This window comes from Thalassomonas actiniarum (assembly GCF_000948975.2).
Classification (GTDB): Bacteria; Pseudomonadota; Gammaproteobacteria; order Enterobacterales; family Alteromonadaceae; genus Thalassomonas; species Thalassomonas actiniarum.
The window spans coordinates 2,150,553-2,172,584 of sequence record NZ_CP059735.1 but is presented as its reverse complement, the minus strand read 5'-3'; the positions used below and the strand labels follow the sequence as shown (position 1 = coordinate 2,172,584).

At 51.2% G+C, this 22,032-nt stretch carries 15 protein-coding genes; 3 read left to right on the top strand and 12 right to left on the bottom strand.

What is annotated here, in order from left to right; genetic code table 11:
* Positions 1-48 precede the first annotated feature (48 nt).
* Positions 49-939 carry a heme-binding protein gene (locus tag SG35_RS09365; protein WP_044832430.1) on the bottom strand — a complete coding sequence of 297 codons (891 nt, stop codon included), beginning with the start codon at positions 937-939 and terminating at the stop codon, positions 49-51.
* A 203-nt stretch (positions 940-1,142) separates the two neighbouring features.
* On the opposite strand from SG35_RS09365, the gene SG35_RS09360 reads away from it, so the two are divergent.
* Entirely contained in the window at positions 1,143-1,922 is a 780-nt protein-coding gene (locus tag SG35_RS09360; protein WP_044832429.1) for a hypothetical protein, read from the top strand.
* Between the two features lie 86 nt (positions 1,923-2,008).
* Here the strand turns inward: SG35_RS09360 and SG35_RS09355 are convergent, their stop codons facing one another.
* The 5 genes from SG35_RS09355 to SG35_RS09335 form a co-directional block, all read right to left on the bottom strand.
* Positions 2,009-2,917, bottom strand: a complete 909-nt coding sequence (locus SG35_RS09355) for a diguanylate cyclase (protein ID WP_044832428.1) — start codon at positions 2,915-2,917, stop codon at positions 2,009-2,011.
* Between the two features lie 139 nt (positions 2,918-3,056).
* Positions 3,057-6,293, bottom strand: coding sequence for a hybrid sensor histidine kinase/response regulator (locus SG35_RS09350; RefSeq protein WP_160298275.1), 3,237 nt, complete (start codon positions 6,291-6,293; stop codon positions 3,057-3,059).
* Between the two features lie 42 nt (positions 6,294-6,335).
* Positions 6,336-7,427, bottom strand: coding sequence for a TMAO reductase system periplasmic protein TorT (torT, locus tag SG35_RS09345; protein ID WP_201777782.1), 1,092 nt, complete (start codon positions 7,425-7,427; stop codon positions 6,336-6,338).
* 223 nt (positions 7,428-7,650) lie between these two features.
* Positions 7,651-8,784, bottom strand: a complete 1,134-nt coding sequence (locus tag SG35_RS09340) for an amidohydrolase family protein (RefSeq protein ID WP_084692690.1) — start codon at positions 8,782-8,784, stop codon at positions 7,651-7,653.
* A gap of 189 nt (positions 8,785-8,973) precedes the next feature.
* Entirely contained in the window at positions 8,974-10,440 is a 1,467-nt protein-coding gene (locus SG35_RS09335) for a glycoside hydrolase family 19 protein (protein ID WP_053042972.1), read from the bottom strand.
* A 356-nt stretch (positions 10,441-10,796) separates the two neighbouring features.
* Here SG35_RS09335 and SG35_RS09330 point away from each other — a divergent pair, with 356 nt between their 5' ends.
* Positions 10,797-12,095, top strand: a complete 1,299-nt coding sequence (locus tag SG35_RS09330; RefSeq protein WP_044832427.1) for a Glu/Leu/Phe/Val family dehydrogenase — start codon at positions 10,797-10,799, stop codon at positions 12,093-12,095.
* A 33-nt stretch (positions 12,096-12,128) separates the two neighbouring features.
* Here the strand turns inward: SG35_RS09330 and SG35_RS09325 are convergent, their stop codons facing one another.
* The 3 genes from SG35_RS09325 to SG35_RS09315 all read right to left on the bottom strand — a co-directional run bounded on the left by SG35_RS09325 (position 12,129) and on the right by SG35_RS09315 (position 14,050).
* On the bottom strand, positions 12,129-12,500 hold the full coding sequence (locus tag SG35_RS09325; protein ID WP_044832426.1) for a hypothetical protein: 372 nt from the start codon (positions 12,498-12,500) through the stop codon (positions 12,129-12,131).
* 18 nt (positions 12,501-12,518) lie between these two features.
* Entirely contained in the window at positions 12,519-12,779 is a 261-nt protein-coding gene (locus SG35_RS09320) for a hypothetical protein (protein WP_053042971.1), read from the bottom strand.
* A 353-nt stretch (positions 12,780-13,132) separates the two neighbouring features.
* Complete coding sequence (locus SG35_RS09315; protein WP_044832425.1) at positions 13,133-14,050, bottom strand: hypothetical protein; 918 nt, start codon at positions 14,048-14,050, stop codon at positions 13,133-13,135.
* 454 nt (positions 14,051-14,504) lie between these two features.
* On the opposite strand from SG35_RS09315, the gene SG35_RS09310 reads away from it, so the two are divergent.
* Complete coding sequence (locus SG35_RS09310; RefSeq protein WP_044832424.1) at positions 14,505-15,125, top strand: PEP-CTERM sorting domain-containing protein; 621 nt, start codon at positions 14,505-14,507, stop codon at positions 15,123-15,125.
* A gap of 157 nt (positions 15,126-15,282) precedes the next feature.
* On the opposite strand, the gene SG35_RS09305 is transcribed toward SG35_RS09310, so the two are convergent.
* The 3 genes from SG35_RS09305 to SG35_RS09295 form a co-directional block, all read right to left on the bottom strand.
* Positions 15,283-16,821 (bottom strand): eCIS core domain-containing protein, encoded by a 1,539-nt coding sequence (locus SG35_RS09305; protein WP_053042970.1) that lies wholly within the window; start codon positions 16,819-16,821, stop codon positions 15,283-15,285.
* Positions 16,822-16,944: 123 nt separating this feature from the next.
* Positions 16,945-20,244 carry a DUF6519 domain-containing protein gene (locus tag SG35_RS09300; RefSeq protein ID WP_053042969.1) on the bottom strand — a complete coding sequence of 1,100 codons (3,300 nt, stop codon included), beginning with the start codon at positions 20,242-20,244 and terminating at the stop codon, positions 16,945-16,947.
* 66 nt (positions 20,245-20,310) lie between these two features.
* On the bottom strand, positions 20,311-22,014 hold the full coding sequence (locus SG35_RS09295; RefSeq protein ID WP_152646582.1) for a phage tail protein: 1,704 nt from the start codon (positions 22,012-22,014) through the stop codon (positions 20,311-20,313).
* Positions 22,015-22,032 lie beyond the last annotated feature (18 nt).

The window sequence follows — 22,032 nt, the reverse complement described above, 5'->3', positions numbered from 1 at the left end:
CACCCGGAAAATAGAGACATAAAAGCCAGTGCCTTTATCAAGGTTTTACTATTGCTTGGTCAGGGTATTCACCGTGACATGCGGCCAGGTGATCAAGCCGGATTTGTCACTGAACCTTTTATGAAATTCAATATCAACATTTTGCGAATATTGCAGCTCCTCAAAAGTCTGCCCTGACATCGGCAATTTAATGGTTTGCAGCCAGAAGTCGCACTGGAAACGGGTGGCATTGGCATGTTTGACAATAAACGGAATATTATTGATACCGCCTCCGTTTTCAGAATCCATGCTGATATGGGTGGTGCTCACCACTTCCAAGCCATTGTTGTCCCTTTTCAGGTTATCATTGGGGTTGGCAACATTAAAAATCTTCGAGTTCTGCTTGGTCACAATATCGTAAACCGTCAGCCGCTCCTGCTCATTTTCATATTGTTTTAGAAAACCTTCCGGCATACCTGCTTGATCAGCCTCAGACGGCAATGAACTGATGTCGGGCACTTCGGGGGCCCCCTCTTTGACGACAGCATCCCCTAATATCATGGCAGAATCGCCATGGGGCACGGTAGCACTGCGGGCAATAGAGAACATAGGCTTAGGGCCCGGCTCCCCCGACTCTGAGGCAACATCCCCCAAATACATCAACATGCCATTTTCAACATGAATTAACGCTTTGGTATCAAAATCATGGATGCGCTGCTCATATTCTATCGCACCGATGTTTTGCTCCACTGCACCGCCGCGGTTGCGCACCGGATCGTCAACCGCCTTAAAGGTTAAGGTTTCGGTATAATTTTGCACAATCAATTTAAAGTCAGCGCTGCCGTCAGGAGTAGAGCCGGGAGCAGGTACCGCGATAACACTCCAGCCCTTAGCGCCGACCCAGGTGCCGATCAAACCTTCAAGAGGGCCAAATAAGGGAGTTTTTTCTTGCGTTGCCATAATGTATTCCTTTGATTTATTATTATGCCCGTAAACCATCTTATAATAGAGCATGTTAGAGTCTTGAACCACCGGCTAAATCACTCAGCTTGACCGCCCGCCCCTGCACTGCCCCATGTCGAGCTTGCCCGTGAAACTTCTACAGGCTACTATAAAAGCTAAAGCACAATATTAACACTAACTTTTTGAAAAAGGACACAATTATGCCCTCGGTTAATCAGGCAACTAAAGTTTTCGGAGAGAATATCTACAGGTTTGGGGGTGAGTCCATTGAGATCCTCGATGCACCGGCCGATACGGACTGGCAGCGATGGGGTATGCTCAACGACAGAAAATTAAGCCGGATGTATTTTTTCAAAAAAGGCAGCGATGATAAAGTTTACCAGTTTTTGCATCTTGGCGGCGTTTACCGATACGATGCTTCTATCCCGGAATTGACCATTACCTATATTGTCGACGATATCAAAAATGGCACCAAGGAAGATATCCGCAACCAGGTAGACACCAGCACTATCTCCATGCTGAGTACCCCTAACTTTGAAGAGGTGAACGGCGTAAACGGTAAAGCCCTGCCCGTGCCCAACAACTATCACATTTATATGCAGGGAGTTGACAACCAACAGGAAATCCACCAGTTCATCTGGGAAAGAGGCACCGACAGATTAGAGGCCAACGGCATTACCCGCGCCAAGTTTGCTATCATTGATTTTCCGCAAGATACCGACTGGGGCCGCTGGGCAATCACCTATGACAGCAACCAATATCAGCTGGCACTTGAAGCTTACGTATATTATGCCTTCAAACAGGGCAGCAATAGCGAAATTTACCATGGCCGCTATGGTCATAAAGATGATCAGGGAAATGATGTCTACGGTTATGAAGGCATTCTAACCCTTGAAGGTGCGCCGGAAAACACCGATCCATCGAGCATGTCTGTGATGTTTGACGGTGTAGACACCCACCTTTATATGCTGACCAAATAACTGAACCTGTTACGATCAAAAAAGCCCTTTGCATTGGCATAAGGGCTTTTCTTTTATGGCTGCCGGCTTAGTGCTGCCAAGCTGTGCTAACCCCCGCGGGCAATATGAAACTGGTTGCGCCCCGATGTCTTGGCCTGGTAAAGCGCCTGGTCCGCCCATTCCAGCAAATCTTCTACCGAGACTTCCCGCTGCTCCGGCAACAAGGTGGCCACGCCAAAACTTGCGGTCACATGGCCGCAGGTACCGGATTCATCATGCGCTATCTCCAGCTCTGCCACCGCCTCACATAAGCGCTCGGCGCACTGCGCCGCCCCTTCGCTGTCGGTGGCCGGTAAAATCACCACAAATTCCTCGCCGCCGTAACGGGCAATAAAATCTGTGGTGCGATCGAGCTTGCTCGCCAGCGCCGTAGCCACCCTTTTTAAACAATCATCACCGGCGCCGTGGCCGTAACAGTCGTTAAATTGCTTAAAATGGTCGATATCTATCATGATAATGGAAAGCGCGGCTTCAGAGCGTACTATGCTTTCCCTTTGCAACATAATATATTCATCGAAACGGCGGCGGTTGGCGATACCGGTTAAAGCATCGGTGCGGTTCAAGCGCTCCAGCTCGTCGCGGTTGCGCTTGGCTTCAATTTGATTCGCCACCCGCACTTCAACAATCGAGGGGGTGAAAGGTTTGGTAATATAGTCTACCGCCCCCATTTTTAAACCTTTGATTTCCTCTTCGGGTGAACGCATCGCGGTAATAAAGATAATAGGAATGCGCTTGCCTCCCGTCATCTCACCGATGCGCTCAAATACCGTATAACCATCCATGTCCGGCATGCTGATATCCAGCAAAATAAGATCCGGGGCCTGAGCCGCCACGCGCTTTAACGCCTGTTCACCGCTTTTGGCGATCACCAGCTCATAGTCTTCGGATAATATGCTGATCATTACGTTGATGTTTAAACGTTCATCATCAACGATCAAGATGCGTGCTTTTGACATAAAATTCTCATTACTCGTTTTAGCTTACCGCTGTTGCTACCTTCAGGCATAAGCTTCAGCTATTGCCTCAGCTATTGCCTTGAGCTTTTACCTCAGCTATTACCTTCAGCTTTTACCTCAAGATAGGTCAGCGTTGTTATTATTCTTTTAGTATGGTCAGCGCTTGTTCTACCTGGTCAAGCGCTTCAATAGCCTCGTCAAAATCATAGTCTTTGACGAGTTCCGACAAATCATCCATAACCGCAGCATCCTCATCACTGAGTAAATATTTCAAGCCCAGCAAGGCATCTCCGGCATCGCTGCTGCCCGACTCCAGCAAGGTTTTAAGCTCCTGAAGTTTTGCTGCTACCTGCTCAGCATCTACTTCTTCCCCGTCCTGCACAGGTACAGCTTCTGCTGCGTCAGCGACAGATTCAACATCCGGTTCGGGTGCAACAAAAGCGGCCAAACCTGCCATCACCTTATCAAATTCACCGATAAAGGTTTTCAGCCCCTGCGGCTGACTTTCCCCGGACAATACCTGAACTTCCAGCACCTGCGCCGCATCACTTAACGCCATGGCTCCTAAAGTGCCCCCCGCGCCTTTAATGGTATGCAGCTTGCGGGCAACAAAATCCTGACCGCCGGACACAAGCGCCTGGGTGATATCTTCACCTGCACTTTGGTAGTCCTGATAAAATTCTGTCAGCAATTTGCTCAGCAAGGCCTGGTTACCATTGACCGAAATCAACGCGCGCTCCAGCACTATGCCGGGCAGCCGTGGTAAGTCGTGGTGGTCTTTCACCGGTTGTTCTTCCAATGCCTGCTCACACAAGTGCCCCTCAGCCTTTTCCTTAAGCTCAGCCGGCGTATGATCATCGGGCGTTGTCCATTTGGCAACCGTTGAAAAAAGTATGTCCGGATCGATAGGTTTAGTTATATGATCATTCATGCCATTCATCAAGGACTTTTCCTTTTCTCCCACCAGCGCATGGGCGGTCATGGCGATGATCGGCAGCCGGTCACGCCCCGAATGCTTCCTGATGTTATCTGTCGCCTGATAGCCGTCCATCACCGGCATTTGAATATCCATCAGTATCAGATCAAACGCCTCGTCCTTGCTGTTGGCGTCTTTCACCGCACCAACGGCTTCGAGTCCGTTGCTGACTATGGTTAAGTCAATGCCTTTACCTTCGAGCAATTCCCGGGCAACCTGCTGGTTGATGACATTATCTTCGGCCAGCAGCAGCTTAAGACCTTTTAAGTTGATGTCTTGCGATTGTTGCCTTAACTGGTTTTCCCGTATCTCGCTCAGCTGCTCGCAGCCGCCTATTTTCGAGGCGATCATATTAAACATGGCGGTTAAGTTCACCGGTTTTTGCAGATAACCGTCAAGGGCATCTTTGCCTTCTTTAAGCACATCGAAACCGTCAAACCCGGTCACCATAATGATGATAGGCGGGTTGCTGTCACGGGTTTGCGCCTTGATCAGCCTGGAGGTTTCCACGCCGTCAAGCCCCGGCATATGCCAGTCCATAAAGATAATATCGTAGGGTTTGCAGTTGGGGGTAATGGCTACCCGGCGAATTTCTTCCAGCGCCGCTTCACCGGAAGAAACCGCATAAACGTCAAAGTCCAGCGACTGCAGGATTTCCGTCAGGCTTTCAAGTGCGGTGGCATTGTCATCGACAATCAACACCCGCTTGCCTTTAAGGGTATCGTCGCTGGGAATATAATGGGCGTCGCGGTTGGGATCTAAGGCAAAGGTTACCCTAAAGAAAAAGGTGCTGCCGACACCGGGCTCACTTTCTCCCCAGATTTCCCCGCCCATCAATTCCACCAGTTGCTTGGAAATGGTCAGGCCCAAACCGGTGCCGCCATATTTACGTGTGGTGGAAGTATCTGCCTGAGTGAATGACTGGAACAGCTTGTCTTTTTGCGCTTTGGTCATGCCGATCCCGGTATCTTTAACGAAAAAGGTCAAAGTTGCCTCGTTTTCATCCTCGCGGTCGCAGGAAACGGAAATGGCAATTTCGCCATTTTCGGTGAACTTGACGGCATTGCTGGCCAGATTAAGTAGAATTTGCCCCAAACGCAGAGGATCGCCAATCAGGTTGCAGGGAATGTCGTGGGGACAGGAAATGGTGATTTCCGTGCCTTTGGCCTTGGCGCCGGTGACAATGAGGTTGGATAAATCCATCAGTACTTCATTTAAGTCAAACGACACCTTTTCCATATGCAGCTTACCGGCTTCGATTTTGGAAAAATCCAGGATGTCGTTGATAATGCGCAGCAAGGCCTGCGACGATGAGCTGATTTTCGAGAGATAATCCCGCTGCGGCGGGGTCAGCTGGGTTTTCAGCGCCAGATAAGACAAGCCGATGATGGCATTCATCGGCGTGCGAATTTCATGACTCATATTGGCGAGGAAATCGCTTTTTGCCTGGCTGGCCATATCCGCCTGCTCCAGCGCATCCTGAAGCTCAGAGGTACGCTCTTCCACCAGTTTTTGCACCGAGGAGTTTTGCTTGAACAAGAAGGCGATAAAAATCGAGATCATCAAACTAAAAGCACTGCCGCCCACTAAAATAGACAGCGCCAGCCGGGTTTCCGTGCCGCCTTCATAGTCGGGGAAAACACGCCAGTTGAATATCCACATGAACTTACCCACCATGACTTTAACCGGCAGGGTCTTCACTATCGGCTGTTGCCGGCTTTCCGGCTGGTAGAGGAGTTTTTCTATGGTTTTGCCGTTCTCTAAACGCCAGTTGCCCACTAACTCGAAATTCATTCCTTTGGGGGCATGCACCGCCCCCAGGCTTTGGGCAAAGTCGGTGATATCCGGCATAGACACCACCACGCCCCTGATGCTGTCGGTTTCAATATACAGGGCGGCCAGGCTGAATTTCGTGCCGAATTCATCTTCAAACGGCGGCCCGAGTACCACCTCGCCCGGATAGTTTATCGCCGTTAATATCGGCAGTTTCGCCTGCGGCAAGTTGATAAGATTCGACCCCACTTCCAAAATGCCGGACTCTTCACTGCTTAAACTGATAATAAACTTTTGCTCGTCGGTACTGGCCGAAGAAAATTCGACAAAGGCGGCGTTAAGCAGCGGTATTCCCGACTCGGAGCCGCTGAAGAACTCGTAACTGTCCATCATCTCGTCTTCGGTGACTTCTGCTGAGCTTAGAAACAGGTTGGCAAAACCCCGCATCGGCCCGACAAAATGGGACACCCAGAACTGGCCGATATCGGAAATGCTTTTGGCGTCCTGCGCCGCCCGCTCAAGCCAGGCGGCTTCGGCTTTCGCCTGAATGCTGTTATGCACCTGATACGAAGTGGCGATGCCGCCTAACAGTATGGTGATAACGATAAGTAATTGGACAGGCTTCACAGGCCGTTTCTCCATGAAGTAGTTGCTAAAATAGAGCAGCTGTTAATTGACAGAATACACCGTGCGAAATCCGTTGGGGGCTAAGGTACTGGCCCGGTCGAAGGTTCTTAAATTGCCGCTGTGCACCACGTTGAGCTTGACGCCGACATGCTTATAATATTGCTTGCCTTCGAGAATGCGCACTATCTGGTCAATGGCAATACGCCCCTGGATCACCGATGACAAGGATACCGCGGCGGCAATTTTGCCACGCTTGATCCCGGCATAGACCCCGGGATTGACATATTGGGTCACCAGTTTGACTTTTTCATCCAGCTTTTTCTTACGCAGCATGGAAATGGCCACTTCTGCCGTCACCGCGGTCCCGGCAATATAATCAAGCGCCAGGCCCTCCGCCAGCACCTCTTTCAATAGCTTTCGTTGTACCCTTTTGCCGGTATCGCCGTATTTTACCGTCAAGACATTAATGTCCGGATTTTCTTTTACCGCCACCTCAAAGCCTTCGTTGCTGTAATCAACCCAACCGGCGCCTTTGGGCCCGGGCAACCAGGCAACATTCACCGGCCCGGACTTACCCGCTGCTTTTTGCGCGCGGGCAATAAAATCCCCGACCATATAACCCATGTCTTTATGGGAGTAGGACGACTTGGCGGTAATATCGGGTGAGCTGATGCCGTTGACTAAATCTATCACCGGAATATTTTGCTTTTTCAGCTCCGCCACCAAAGGATTTAAACCGTCGGTAGAGATGGCGCCAATAACCACGCCGTCGGCCTTGTTGGCAACACAGTCACGAATTTGCTGTATCTGGATATCGAGATTGTTAAAACCGCCCGCTTCGAATAACTCCATTTCAATACCGAGCCGTTCGGATTCTTCGGCGACGCCATAATCCACCGCCAGCCAGAAAGAGTCCTTGACATGGGGGAAGGAGACGCAGATTTTCCATTTTTTTGCGGCTTTTTGCAGCGGGATATAATCCACCTCTTTTCGGGTGCTCTCCCTGACAAACGGCTGGTCCCATACCTGGACACGAAGCGGGTACCAATCGGAGGCCGATGCGCTGTTTAGACAGGTCATCAACAGGTTTGCCGTCAGCAAAGCTGCCGCTAAAAATACTTTTGGGAGATTCATGATAGGTCCACAAGGTTTCATCAGTTTTCAGTTTTTCCGATGGAATAATAGCAGGAAGTATTTACCACATCTATCCAAGACAATGCCGTTATCCAGACCGAATGAATATAACGCATGGTAAACAGGTCTTTGCACTCACCGGTTTCCCCAAACAAAGGCAAACCGGTGAGCATACAGGACTTTTCTGAAAAAGCCCCGTCTGCTCAAAAAAGACAAACAGCCGCTAGCGGCAGATCTGCGGCGCCTGATATTTATCCATGCCCATCAGGCGGAAATAATTCTCCCCTAGGGCAATATTTCTAAAGGCATTGTCATCAAGGTAGAGATTGATGCGGCTGGTCACTTCAACCTCCTGGGCGTATACCAGGAAATCTTTCTTACGTGACGCGACAAAGTCGGTGCCGGGTAAAATCCGGGTGGAATAGCCGTTGAAAAAATCAACATACAGGGCGCGGATTTCAGGTTTGATAAAGTAGTTGTCGTAAATCACCCGCCAGGAAATATCCAGCATCAAATTGGGGTATTTATCCAAACGCTCTTTCATCACCGCAATATGCTTGACCGGATCCGCCGCTTTCAACTCGGCGGACAGTCCCATGTGCACCCAGATAATTTTATTGTCGGGATATAACTCCAGCACCTTGTCCATCAGCGGCAGATACTTGTAGTTTTCACCTTCGTTGTCGTTGCCCAAGTCGGAATGGATGGCCACCGGCATCTTGTCTTCACGAAGCTTAGCCATAAAATCCGCCCACTTCGGGATGGCTTCTATCGGGGTGGCCTGATGGCCATTTTGAAACAGCGCCTGCTTGACCAGGTTCACTTCTCCCATCCATTTAAACTTGTCCGGGTATTCCTGGTTCAGTTGCAGCATTTGCGGCTTGATCCATTGGGGCTCGGCCAGGTTGGGGAAACTCATCGACAAAGTTAAGTGCAAGCCATCCGGCGGAAACTCCATATAATTGGAAGCATTGCGAAAATCATTTTTAATGCTGGGGATAACCAGGGTGTCGGGACAATCAAGATAATAATCACAGGAAGAGTCCACCGGCAAGGTCTGACCGATACCGTAGACATTGACAAACAGCACACCTAAACGGCGAAAATAATCATCAAGTTCATGCATGGGGATCGCATGGCCGCCGAAAGGCCGAAAATGATTATGGGCATCAATGACAAAGCTATAAGACTCTGTGCTGCGGTCATAACATTGTTTATTTTCGGCGGTAAACATCGCCAGATCCCGCGGACTCTTGGTGAGCGCCGGGTCGATAGCATTGCCTGCGGTGGTGGAGCTGGTGCTACAGGCCGAAAGCAGAAGCGTAAGGGCAGCTAACCCCGTGAGTTTTTTAACCATGTTTGGCATCCTTGGTGTTATTGCTTTTTGTTAACAGTGCAGTTAAAACAGCTAGTTAGAGGCTAATACAAAACACTTGCAAAATATACTAAAACCTCAGCAATAACATAAAAGCCCCCGGGTCCCTTAAGCAAAAAAGACCCGGGCTGAGCTTGTATAAAACAGTCACAAGCTCAGCAGCCGTGAAAGTTAATTGTCGATAACATCGACATCAAAATAATGCTGAACACATTTTTGATAATCTCCCGCTTGCAGGGCAAAATGCCGGGTTTGATAACCCACCAGCTTACAGGCAAAAGACTTGCCTTCCGGCAAGTCCGGGTAATAACCCCAATCCTGATCCCAGTATATTTTCATCGCCCCTGCCCCCTGGGTATCAAAGCTTTTTTGCCCGGCACAACCCAGCTCTTCCGTGCTCTCTACCGGTACGCCCATGGCGGCGGCATGTTCACGGTAATAGGCCATGCGGTTTAACGACTGGGGCTTTTCATAACCGTGTCCGCATTCTATACCGCCGTTGATAATGTTGGTGGTGGCGCCAAACCCGGGTTTAATACCCAGGCCGGTATCATGGCTGTTGGGCTGCCAGGTGCCGTCAATCACATGCAGCATACTGGGTTTCGGGGATGCCGGATAAAGATAAAAAAACACCGCCGAGGCAATATTTAACCAGGTATCGGCCACCCGTTCAGGGTTTTGCAGCAGTACGGAAACATCACCGTACATGGCCTGAGAAAACGGCCCGTAATTATAGTTATAGCTTAATTGCTTGGCGCCGCGGCCGTAATATTTCTGATAACCTCCGCCGGTTCGGGTGCCGCAGGGCCACTGCTGTCCCTGCCAGGTATCGGGAGCGCATTCGGCGTTATATAAACAGCTGCTGTCATTTTCATGACAACCGGCTTCACGGACAAACACCAGCGCCTGGCGCCATTCTTCTATCGGCGAGTTCACATCATGGCCCCCGGTTTCCTGGGTGAAGTGGGCAAACATGGTCGCCAGCGATTTGCGGCAGATGGCATCACTGTTGCGCCCGTCGCTGTAGCTGGCGCAAAACCCTTTAAATTTGCCTATGGCCTGTAAAAACTTCTCATAACTATAGGCAGAGTGTCGCTGGGGAAAGGTATAAAGCCATTGCTGCTCGGGAAATATCTGCTCAACCCGTTTAACGTTTTCCGGGTTGCTGGCAGCACCTGCTTTAATCAGCTCCACCTCAGCGTTAGCTCGGGTTTCAATCGAGGCTTTCACTTCAAGAAACAGCGCCGAGCTGGTTAATGTCGCCTCTGTCGCCTCCAGCTCGCTTTTTAGCATGGTATATCCGCCGCCGGGATTGGGCTGCGGCCCGCTTGGCGGCTCAACCGGCTCTCCCAGGTTGCTGGGATCACAAGCACCGCTTTGTCCCGACTGGCAATTGGCGATAAATAACCAGGGACCGTCGCTGTTGGCGGCACCGGGCTCATCCCCCTGGGTCCACCACCTGGCTTCAAATATGGCCGCAGCATAGACCACTTGCTCACCGGCTACATAAACGGAGTTTGCTTGCCATGAAGTTAAATCTGCGGTTTGGGCATTTACTGCCGGGCTTGCCGTGAAGACCATAACGAATATCAAAATCAGGCTCCCTGGATATACGGCCCTGTGCTTTGTTTTCTGCATGTTATCATTCCTTTTGCTGATTCCTGTTACTTGATCCTGCTGGCTTAAACCTGCTGCTAATGTCACAGGATGGCGATCCCCTGCCCTGCTTTTCCCGACAGGCACCGATAATATTTTTGATTGTTAATTCGGCAACTTTAATCATAACCACGATGACAACGCTGTCAATTCTTATTGCAAAATAATGATCTGCTTATGCATGATTGATGAAATAACGCCGGGCTAAATAAAATCGTCTATCGCTATTTATCCCATCGCAAAAAAACTTACCCGTCATAGCAAAACCGGCAACCGGTAAATGCATTTCTCAACTAAGATAAAGACACCGCCAGCAACAACAGCCAAAAAGGCCTTATATGAGCAGCCAAAACGTCTTCGACGATGCCTTAACCCGGATCAAAGCCATAGGCATGGATGCCGGTGTCAGTAGCGAAGTAGTAGAGTCTTTGCTTTATCCCAGGGCGCTGATGCAAGCCTCTTTGCCGGTAAGAATGGACAACGGTGCCCTGCATTATTTTACCGGTTACCGTTGCCAGTACAATAATGTCCTTGGCCCCACCAAGGGCGGTATTCGCTATCATCCTCAAGTCAACCCGGAGGAAGTGCAGGCACTGGGGTTATGGATGACTATCAAATGTGCCCTGCTCGGCATTCCCTTTGGCGGCGCCAAAGGCGGCGTCTCGGTACAGCCAAAAGAGCTGTCGCCGATGGAGCTCGAACGCTTGTCCCGGGCCTATGTACGGGCCATGGCAGATTTTATCGGCCCGGATATCGATATTCCCGCCCCCGATGTCTATACCAATGCCCGTATTATGGGCTGGATGATGGACGAATTTGAGGCCATCAACCGTCTCAGGGCCCCGGCGGTGATCACCGGCAAACCCGTGCACCTGGGGGGCAGTCTGGGCCGGGACGAAGCCACAGGCCGCGGCGCCTACCTGTGTATCCGCGAACTGGCAGCAAAACAGGGCTGGCAGGCAGAAAATACCCGGGTTGCGGTGCAGGGCTTTGGCAATGCCGCTTATCATGTTGCCCGGCTATTACAGGCTGACGGCTTTAAAATTGTCGCTATTTCCGACTCCCAAGGCGGGGTTTATTCAAAACAGGGCTTTGACATTGAAAGCCTGTGGCAGGAAAAGCAATCGTCCCGCAAAATGCGCGCGGTATACTGTGAGCAGTCGGTTTGCCAGTTGATTGAACACAGCGAGATCAGCAATGAAGAGTTACTGGCACTGGATGTGGATGTCTTGATCCCGGCGGCACTTGAAGGGGTGATCCATAATGAAAATGCCGACAGCATCCGGGCCCGCACCATAATAGAAGTGGCCAACGGCCCGATACAAAGTCAGGCGGAAGCCCGCCTTGAAGCCCGGGACATACAGATCTTGCCGGATGTACTGGTCAATGCCGGCGGCGTTACCGTCAGCTATTTTGAATGGGTGCAAAATCGCGCCGGTTATCTCTGGTCTTTAGAGGAAGTGAGAAGCAAACTCGAAAACCAGATGAAAACCGCCTTTGCCCGGGTCTGGCAAGTGGCAGAGTCAGAAAAAAGAAGCCTGCGCAGCGCCGCATACACAGTGGCAATGCGCAGGATCGGCGAAGCTGTGATGTCCCACGGCACCCGGGAATACTTTAATAAGGATGAAAGTCGCTAAGGCAAAGTTATCTTTAGACCCGGGCAAAACTGCTTACTTCAACCATTGCCTCGCCCGGGTGATGTCGTTAAATAAAGCCATTTGCCAGCAAATCTTCAGTCCCTGAGACTTTGCCAGGTATTGCTCAAGCTGCTTGACCAGCCTTTGCTCTTTGGCGATAAAGGCACACTTTAAACTATCCTTTTTCAAGGATACTCTCATATCCCTGACTGCGGTAATATCCACCTGGGTATCGCTCAGGGCAAGGCTGGTGACTTCACCGGCGTCCCAGATAAAATAATCGATTTGAGCAAAACGGGGATCTTCATACATGGCATCGTCGCTGTCGCAAACCTCCTGCAAGGTCACAACACCGGTAAACTTGATATGGACCCCCCTGGATTCCCAGGTGCAGGTATACGGCATAGCGCCCCCTCTTTAACACTACTGCCTGATTTGAATTTCCGGGTGTGGATTGATGGTGCCTTCATCATCTATCACAATTGGGCTGCCGTTAAGTATCATCACCGCAAGCTTGCCCTCGGATGAAATACGGATAAAAGCCAGCTCATAACCATAATTATACAAAGAGCTTACCGAGGCCTGCTGGCTGACATTAAGCTGAGACCATAATTGGTGTTTTTTTGGCGATAAGTGTCTGCGTTCTTTTTCCTGAGAATGATCATTTTCTTCAATCATAGGCATACAAAGATTCCAGATGATTAGCACTCAGTCTCGTCCTGCATACTAAGTCTAATTGATAACAGGTAAAACTACTGTCTCAATGAAAAGCACTTTTTGCAAGGAAAACCATCAGCAAAACGAATAAAAAACAAACAAAAATAAACTTGGAAATGCCTGCTTTTTTATCCATTCATCTTTATAAAAACGTACATCCCCCCTGCCCGCAGCAACCTAAGTCATATGTTTATGAAACTTAGGTGCATAAACCTCATATCCTGTCCCTGAAGCATCTTTGACCTTGATAATGCGCCACAGGAAAATTTTCCGGCTCCTTTCGACAAGGTGCCCGCGTGCTGCCCGAGTAAACCGCAGGGTTAAAAGCTGCCGCTGGCGGATTGGCTTAAATCCAGCTCGTTGATAAAAGGTAAATTACCGGCCCGTCTGTGCTGCAGTACCCAAAAGGCGGCCAGCGCCGGGGAATAGAGATCATCGGTATCTACGCCAAAATCATCACAAATCAGGTATTGCAGACCGATATCATAGGTACGCTTTACGGGATCCACCGCCAGGCCGGTAATGTTAATACGCAACCCCTGGGTACCACCGATAATACCTTTAAGGGCAAAACCGTCAGAGAAACTAAAACTTACCCCGGGCAGGCGGGCACCGGCAATGGATAGTGCATTGCAGTCAATCGCACCGCTGGCAGCCATCGCCGTTAATGCCGCCTCTATGGCGGCCACCGTCGCAGTATTAAGCCGGGTAAACATGGCTGACGCCAGGGCCGCAGTCCCCAAGGTACTGCTGCTGTCGTGACTTAAGGTCGTGCCGCTGCCACCGGTAAAGTGATCAACCATACGCCAGCCTTCAGAGCCTGCCAGTAAACCCAGCTCCAGGCGCATATCATTGCGCAAGCGAAAGTCGATGGAAAGATTATCCGCCTGCCACACCAATGCCCGTCCTGCGGCACCGACACCGGAGAGCGACTGAAAGTCATTATGGGTAAAATCACTGCCGCCGCCACAGCCGCCGCGATTAAATATCTGCCTGGGTAAGGTACTGCAGGGAGAGACATTGATTGTCCCCGGGGCAACAAGACGCTGAATAAGGCCGGATGAGGTTTGCACAGCCGACGGAGCCCCCCTGAGGATGTGCCTTATATTACCGTCATTTACCCGGCTTTGAGCAGATAAATAACGGCCCGGCTCACCTGGATGTCTTGGAGTTGTTTGCCTGCCTGCCCGCTCCTGTCGCTGATTTACGGCTTTGTTGTTATAGAGAAATTCCGGCATATCCCTTTACCTTGTAGTTGATCCCAAACTTGAGTTCAAAAAATGACAATAACCGCCGCAACCGCTAAGCAGATAGATACTCAGCCCCTCTCCTTAACAGCAGCTAAAAGCTTATGAGCCATTAAGTATTTACCGGACCCGATACCCGGTTGAAATTCAGCTGAACATAGCCGTACCTGTAATTAAATATAGTACAGCAGGCTGTTCATACCGGAAAAACGGCAGCCGTTATCACAGGAATTGCTCAGGTTAAACACCCTTGACGATAAGCTGGCAACGAACGAAGCAGATCAAAAAGAATACAGCTTATGTCTAATAATTTTACAAAATTAACATTCCCAGCTTTACCTGTACAAAAAACACACAGCCAATCAACTACTTAATAAACTGGCATTTTTTATGCCTCACCTTTTATGCCTCACAAAGAGGGAATTCAACTAAAGGACTAATTATAATGAAAAAATTTATCACGGTTTTGTGTGTCACTCTGCTACTCCCTTTGTTAACAGCTCATCAGGCGTTAGCCTCCACCATGGCGCTGGGATTTCCCGATGAACCGACAGATGCCTGGATCTGGCCCGGCGCCACCATAGGATGGGAATTTACCACCTCATCAGATATCCAGGTAGACAGCTTGGGAGTCTGGGACGAATTTGGCGACGGCCTGGCAGAAGAACATGCCGTCGGTATCTGGGGCCTGGACGGCACCCTGCTTACCTCGGCAATCGTCGGCAGCGGCACCAGCGCCACTTTAGACAGCAGCTTCCGCTGGGTCGATATTCCCAGTTTTTCCCTCGATGCCGGCAGCTATGTGGTAGGGGCTTATTTCTCGGATAATTCCGATCGCGGCGCAGCACGCAGCAGCTATACCACCGCCAGTGAAATTACCTTCAATCAAAATTTATTTTTATATAACAATGGCTTTACCCTGCCCACAGAGCACTGGAACAATTTTGACGGCGGTAACTTCGGCGCCAACTTCAAGTTTTCTTCGGCTGCCGTGCCTGAGCCGTCTGCCTTATTGCTCTTTGGTTTAGGTTTTATCGGACTGGCATTGCGTAAATCGAAAAAATAACCCTGCTCCTGTTCATCCATAAACTTGCAGGATTGCTTACAGGAGGTAAGTACTTAGCTGATGCCTGGAGCATATAAGCTGACATACTTCCATGTATAAAAAGCACCTGATGTAAGGTGCTTTTTTCATCCGGCTGTCCATCCTGCTATCTCGGTGCCTATGAGCTTCGGCAAGTATAAATAAAGGTGCCCATAGACATCTTATGGGAAATGGAGGCATCCGGGAAGGAAACCCCGGCAGAAGCCGAGCCGACCCCGGCGCTGACACTACCGCTGGCGCCCACCGAACCGCCGACCCTGACGGTTAATGCCATCTGCGAGCCGCTGGCCCGGCGGTCGGTTTGAATAGCAATAGCCCCGGCAGCCGGGCTATGGCTGAGATCCCAGACACTGCCGCCACGTTCATTGGCGGCAATTTCACAACTGCTGCCCGACGCCTGACAGGTGAGATCTACGGTGGCATTGAAACGGATATGCTCCCAGGAAACCCATAAACCATAATACACCTTGGCAAAGACATACATTCTGACTTTAAGATGGTGATTGCTGTGATCGACATTCGCCCGGTAGGTGACATGGCTGCGCCAGCTTTCCCGGCTTCTTTCGGCAAAAGACAGGGCATTGTTGCCGACACCGGTATTGGCGGAAGTACAGGTCACTCTTTGTTTGACATCACTGGCTTTTAACTGCAGCGCTTCATTTTCTGTGGCACCGCCGCCGACCGCAGTCGCCGCACCGGAAGCAGAGCCCCCACCCTCCTGCGGCCTTAACGAGTCATATTCGGCCTTTTTTTGCGGGTCCTGCTCACCGATATCGTCATCACTGCTTTGTCTTTGAATACTGGTTGGTAAGGAAACGCCGCGAGTCGAAGTAAAGCCGTCAATCTTAAACCTGGGATCCCCGGTTGTAATATGGGCCGCCGACTTGGTCTGGGTGATCGCTTCATCCTCCTGACCGCATTGCTCGCATTTATGCTGGGCCACCGGGGGGGCGGTATTTGGCCGGGACTGCTCTTTTGCTGCCGGCAAAGACATGTTGGCCGCTTTGGCTCCCATCACATCCGCTTCATGCTCAAGGGCGGTATCATCGTTGATACTCTGGCCGTTGACCTCACGGGAAGGTTTTACCCGTCCCTGCAGCTGCTGCACCACATGCCAGCCCTCATGGGGCAGATGCTGGTCCTGTCCCGGGGCAACATAAATATCCTGCCCCTGGGTGTAGGCCAGGGCATTTACCTGGGCCGGTTTGGCTGAATTGCGGTGCACCCGGGTGCCGGAAAGGTCGACATCGCTCAATGCTTCCAGGCCTGCCTGCAACGAACCCGGCATCGCCGTAGCGACGCCGTTATCTGCTTGCTTATACTGCTGCGCTTCCGGGCCATCGCAGCCCTTAGGCTGGAGTAACTCTTCCTCTTCTTCCATGGGTTGGCGCTGCGCAACTTCCCGGTGTTGCCCTTGCACCGTCTCGGCATCAGAGAATTTCGCCTGTAATAACTCTTCCTCCTCTTCTTCAACTTGCCGCTGCACCACTTCCTGCCTTTGTACCACCTCGGCGCTGTCCTGCCCGGTATTATCGGCAAGGGCTTCGCGTATTTTCAAGCGCTGGTTGCCGGCAAAAGCAGAGTGTCTGTTGCCGGGCCCGGCGCCGCTACGCCGGGATGTTTTATCTAAGTGCTTTGATGAAGCAAAACAATACATAAGTTCATTCTCCCTGCTCATGATTCAGACAATAACAATAGTCGAGATCTGTCACCCCCGCGATCACCCTTGTTCATCCCTGCCTTCTCTCAAGCTGCTCTCACTGCCGGCGCCAAAGCGCCTTTAAGAGAAAACCGTTCCCATATTGTCGCTGGTGATAGCTCCGTCCCTGGCGCGAAAATGTATGGTAGCATCCGGCTCCAGGGTAATATTCTGGGTGATCATCACCCGTACTCCGAGTATTTCCATATAACGGCCGGTAGGATTTCTGGAGCTGAAAAAGTTATTATTGAGCTGCACTATGCCACCTAAAACACTTTCATCCATACCGGTAAATTCATTATCCGAAAGCATGCATCTGGCATAACCGGTTAACGGTAAAGCCGGCCCTCCCGCAGCATCCAGACCGATGAATGTCACCACACGATAAATCCGGCTTTTGCTCACCAGCAGCTGATTTTGCGCCGTTAAAAAGTTGCCCCCCAGGCTGATATCTTCATCCGTCAACTCCCTGCCGTTGGCAAGTAAAGCAGTGTTCAGCACCAGGTGGGCGTTAAAGGTACTGTCGCTGATGTTAACCGTCTGGTTGTTATCGGCCAGCCCCAGGCCATGGGTAAAACCTGACTCGGTGGCAAAGGTGACAAAATCATCGAGCAGTGTTACCCGCTGATCGACCGTAATGGCGGCATCTGCCAGGCTTTGATAAAAATTGTTGATATTTTCTTCCCTTGCTCCCGCCGTCACCACGCTAAAGTTATCCGCCAGGCGGACGGTATCCGAACTTGTCCGGGTAACAAAGTCGCCGGAAATATCACTGGAAACATTGGCAAGCAGGCTTGCCCTGCTGCTGTCGCGGATAATTACGGTACTGTTGCGCCCGTCCCGGTCGATGCGGGCAATACTTTCCTGTGGTATCGCCGCCGCCCAGTTCTCCTTGGTGTCTTGCGGCAAAGTGTCGATGTCCTGCGCCAGTTGCAGTAAGGCCTGATCATATTCCGGGCTGTACTTGCTGTACTGCCCGCCAAGCAAATCATTCATCCGGGTCACAATACTGTCGTTGGCGGCAATATCCCCGGTGGTGAAATCATTGATATCAACATCGGAGATCAACCGGCTATACGTGGCGTTGAGAACATTGCCGTTCCATACCAGGTTGGCGCTATTACCGGCCGAGGCCGCCTCTATTACAGGAGGCGCATCCGGGTTATTGCCGCCGCGGATAAACTGGCAATTTTCAATCACGATATTATCGGCATTAAGGCGCATGCCGGCGTTGCCGCTATCCAGCACAAAGGTGATGTCGCGGAAAATCACTTCCCGGGCAGCAATATCCCACACCTCGTCGGTAAAACGCACGGTACTGGCCTGGTTGCCGCTGCCGATAATTTTTACCGTGTCTTTATTGCTGAGCGCTACCGGATTGGTGACCAGGTGTTCAAAGGCATGCAGACAAAGCCAGATCGAGGCACGACCCGCGTCCCCCTGGAAATCAGCCAGTTCGTCATCTAAGGTACGTTCACTGCCATCAACGGAGATAGCACAACCGCCTCCCGCTTGTACCTCACGTTCACACAAGATCTGCAGCGCCTGCTGTACCGTCACCGCAGCTTGTAAGTCCGGACACAAACTGCCGTCCTGGTTCATGGGAATGGTATCGGCGCGCAAGTCGCACAACAGCGTATCCAGGGTTTCTTTGAGCGGCCGGTTAGTCGCGGTTAATCCCAATAAGCTGCGCAGGGTCACACCGGCATCGCACCCGGGCACCAGATAAGGCAAGCTATTGGCGTTAAGGTTACATAACAGGGCGTTGATGGAGACATCCAGCGGCTGAATATCGTTACCGGGCAAACCCAGCAATGAGCGCACGCTGGGATCGGCGGCGGTGCCGCAATCCGGGATCAGATAAGGCAAAGTCGATGCATTTAAATTGCAAAACAGGGCGTCGAGCATGTCCTTAACCGAAGCCTTGCCGTCATTGTCTAAATCCGGCCAGCCGGGCAAGGTGCTGAAATAGGCAAGCACGGTATCCGTAGTACAGTTTGGCGTCACATAGGCGATATCTTCGGCGCCGATATCACACAGGGCATCGAGCGCCTCTTGGACATTTTCCGCGCCGTGAAACAGGTTATTACAATCTTCAATAAAGCCGACATCTGAGGCCATAATGTTGGTTAAGGCCGGAAAATGAAATTGCCTGTGCTGGGCATCCGTTTGCGGCACCAGCACACCTGCGCCGTCGACGGTGGCCAGCACCAGATAATGATGTTTGACCCCGTTTGGCAATTCCCCCTGCACTTCTGAGCCGAGCACATAATCGCCGGGTTCGTTGACCGCTTCGCGCACCGCGGTAAACCAGAAGTCACCGGCAACAAAACGGTTGCCGTTCAGCGTCAGGGTCAGCTGCAATAATTCCAGGTTAACATTAAGTTCGGTGCTAATTTCAAAATAGCCGTGGGCATCGCTGTTGACGGCATCGGAAAAGCTGGTGCCCCGGTCAATGCCGGAAACCAAAGCTGTAGTGCTGAGATTGATGGTGCAAAAGCCATCCCACTGGCGCACATAGTCCTTGGCTTCATCCGGCGCCACCGGCACGGTATAGCTGTCGCTCAGAATACCGCGTTTGGCCCTGACGCCCATAAAATGGTTGCCGAGATTTTTTTCCGTTTCTTCATCGAAAAACTCATAGACAAAATCCCCCGAAGTAAAACCGGCGGGCTCCTCCCCGGTGACAAACTGCTCGGCACCGTTATCCCGCGACCATTTCAGGATGATAAAATCCTCACCGCCGTCGTTATAAACGTCATGTACTTCCACCCGGAACAGGTAATTGCCGATGCGCTCATCCAGCTCAACCTTGATCGAGCAGGGATCGCAAATATCTTCACTGACAAAAATCGTGCGCAGCGCCAGACTCAACTCCGCATCCCCTATGCCGGGGTTTTGCGTTTCATCCATCACATCCAGGCTAGCGGCCCCCCATTTCACCTGGCACATGGTCTGCGTCCGGGTGCAGGTATCGGCGCCGTGCAGGCCGGGATCGAGCAAGGCCGCATCTTCCAAGCTGGTGACGCTACGCTCCCAGACATCGGCATAAAGCTGGAAATCGTTAGCGGGCAGCGCCTGGGGGTTAATGAGATCCGTTTGCGCAATAAAATCCACCGGAGTTTCGCTTATCACCTCGGCGGGAATACCGTCGACATAAAGCCTGCCCGGCGCTATGGTAAAGTCATTATTTATCGCCAGGCCGCCGCTTGCCGGCGCGCCGCTTTTAATGGCATCGTCCAGGGCATCATCCAGGCGGGTTTTAACAATATCCGACAGCTCGTTAACATCACTGTCGAGCACCGCCCGCCCCTGCTGCTGGTAGACGGATGAATAACGTTTAGCTGCTTGATGGCTATCCTTAGCAATCTGAGTTTTCATTGTTTTTCTCCCATAGCCATTGATTTAAATGTGTTTGTTCATAAAAATACTGTCCATCGCTTAAATTCATATCTGCTTTTGCGCAGGAGCGCAGTTAAGGCTGACATCACTTACCAGCACAGCTTCAAAGCCCACGGGTAAAAAGTCCGCCAGTTTATCTATCACGGCGTCCTGCTTCAGGATCATCAGATCATCATGATAGGCCCCCATTTCCCCGCCGTCCTCGGCGCCGTATTTGATGCTCTCGCTGCTGTTGGCCCACAGTACGCCACAGCCGGGGTCACCGAAGGTTAAATTGATAAAGTTCGGATTATCCGAGGTACAGCTGCCCTGGTTTACCAACAGCTGTTCGTCCTGGGGATCCAGCCCGACATTGAACGCCTGGGGTTCAAAGCGGCTAAAGCGGATACAGCCCTTTTCCGGCGGGTCCATATCAACGCGGTCTTTCCTGATGCGCTTTAATAAAATACAGTCGCTGATCAGCACCACCTCCGCCAGGATCACCTCCAGTACGGTGCAATATTCCAGCTGTATCATGCCGCTGGCCACCTCTATGGTTTTGATCAGGGATGATTTGGCATCCAGCACAGGCACATCTTTTTCCGGATCGCTGGCAATCAGCTTACGTACCGCACAGCCAGTTAGTTTCAGCTGGCCATCTTTGATGGTCAGGGTATTTTCCAGCCAGATATTTTCAAATTCATAGACGGCTTCTTCATCAAACGTTTTTACTCCGCGAAGTTTCAGCGCTTGCTCCGTCAATCCCAAAAAGCTGTAATGGGGCACCTGTTTGTCGTTCCACTCGGTCATACCTGTGGTGATGCGGATATGGTCATCCTGATAGTTTTCTTCATTTTCAATACTCGACCAGTGGATACTGACGGGGTTTTTACTGAAAAAGCCTGGCTGCAGCGGGGTATAGCACAGCAATTTGCGCGGGTGGAAAAAGCCCTTATTGGCGCGGGCGGTTTGATAGCTATCCAAAGTGGTGCCGGTGGCAGAAATAAAAGCAGCGCTTGCTCCCGGTCCCGGAGTACGAAAATCTACGGTGCGCTTACTGACATCCTGGTAGCTGCCGGGAAAACAAGGCACGCCGTTATGGTTCTGCTGGCACCAGTTAACTTGGGTATTATCCATAAAACTGGTGATCGCCGCCGGGTCATTGGCATCGCATAACGCCGAGCGCGAAGCATACCTGAAATCCACGGTGACATAAGGCAAGCCCGGGTGACGCGCCTTTTCAGCAGCTGGCAACTGGCTATCCAGCGCTTGGTCTGCACCGAACAAAATAGCAGGCAATAAGGGATCCCCTATCCTGGCGGTGGTGGCGATACGCTTATAACCTTCCTGGATTTCCACCTCAAACTGGCCCACGGCTTCGCAGATATCTTCCAGGCAAGGCAGGCTGCCTTTACTTTGCCGCCAGGCAATGGCGTTGGCCACTTCCGCCCGCTGCCCGGCTATGTCCGGCGAAACCAGGGTGACATCGAGCAAGTCGGCAAAATAGGGCAATAACCAGGGCTGGCAGCTTTGCTCCAGCCCTTCGCTGTCCTGCCCGGCTTCATCGGGAAAATTATCATAAAGCTGCTGTTTGACGGTATAATAAATCTGCGTCAGCAAGTCGCCGTTGGCCTGCAGGTATTTGGCGAGATCGCCTTTTTCGACAATATTATTATCCCCGTCGCGCCGGGTATTGTCCCGCTCCCTAAATACCGACGGCAAAAGCTGGTAAAGCTGCTCTCCCAGATCCGTTTTATGTGCTGCCATCATTTATTTCCTTGCTCTTGC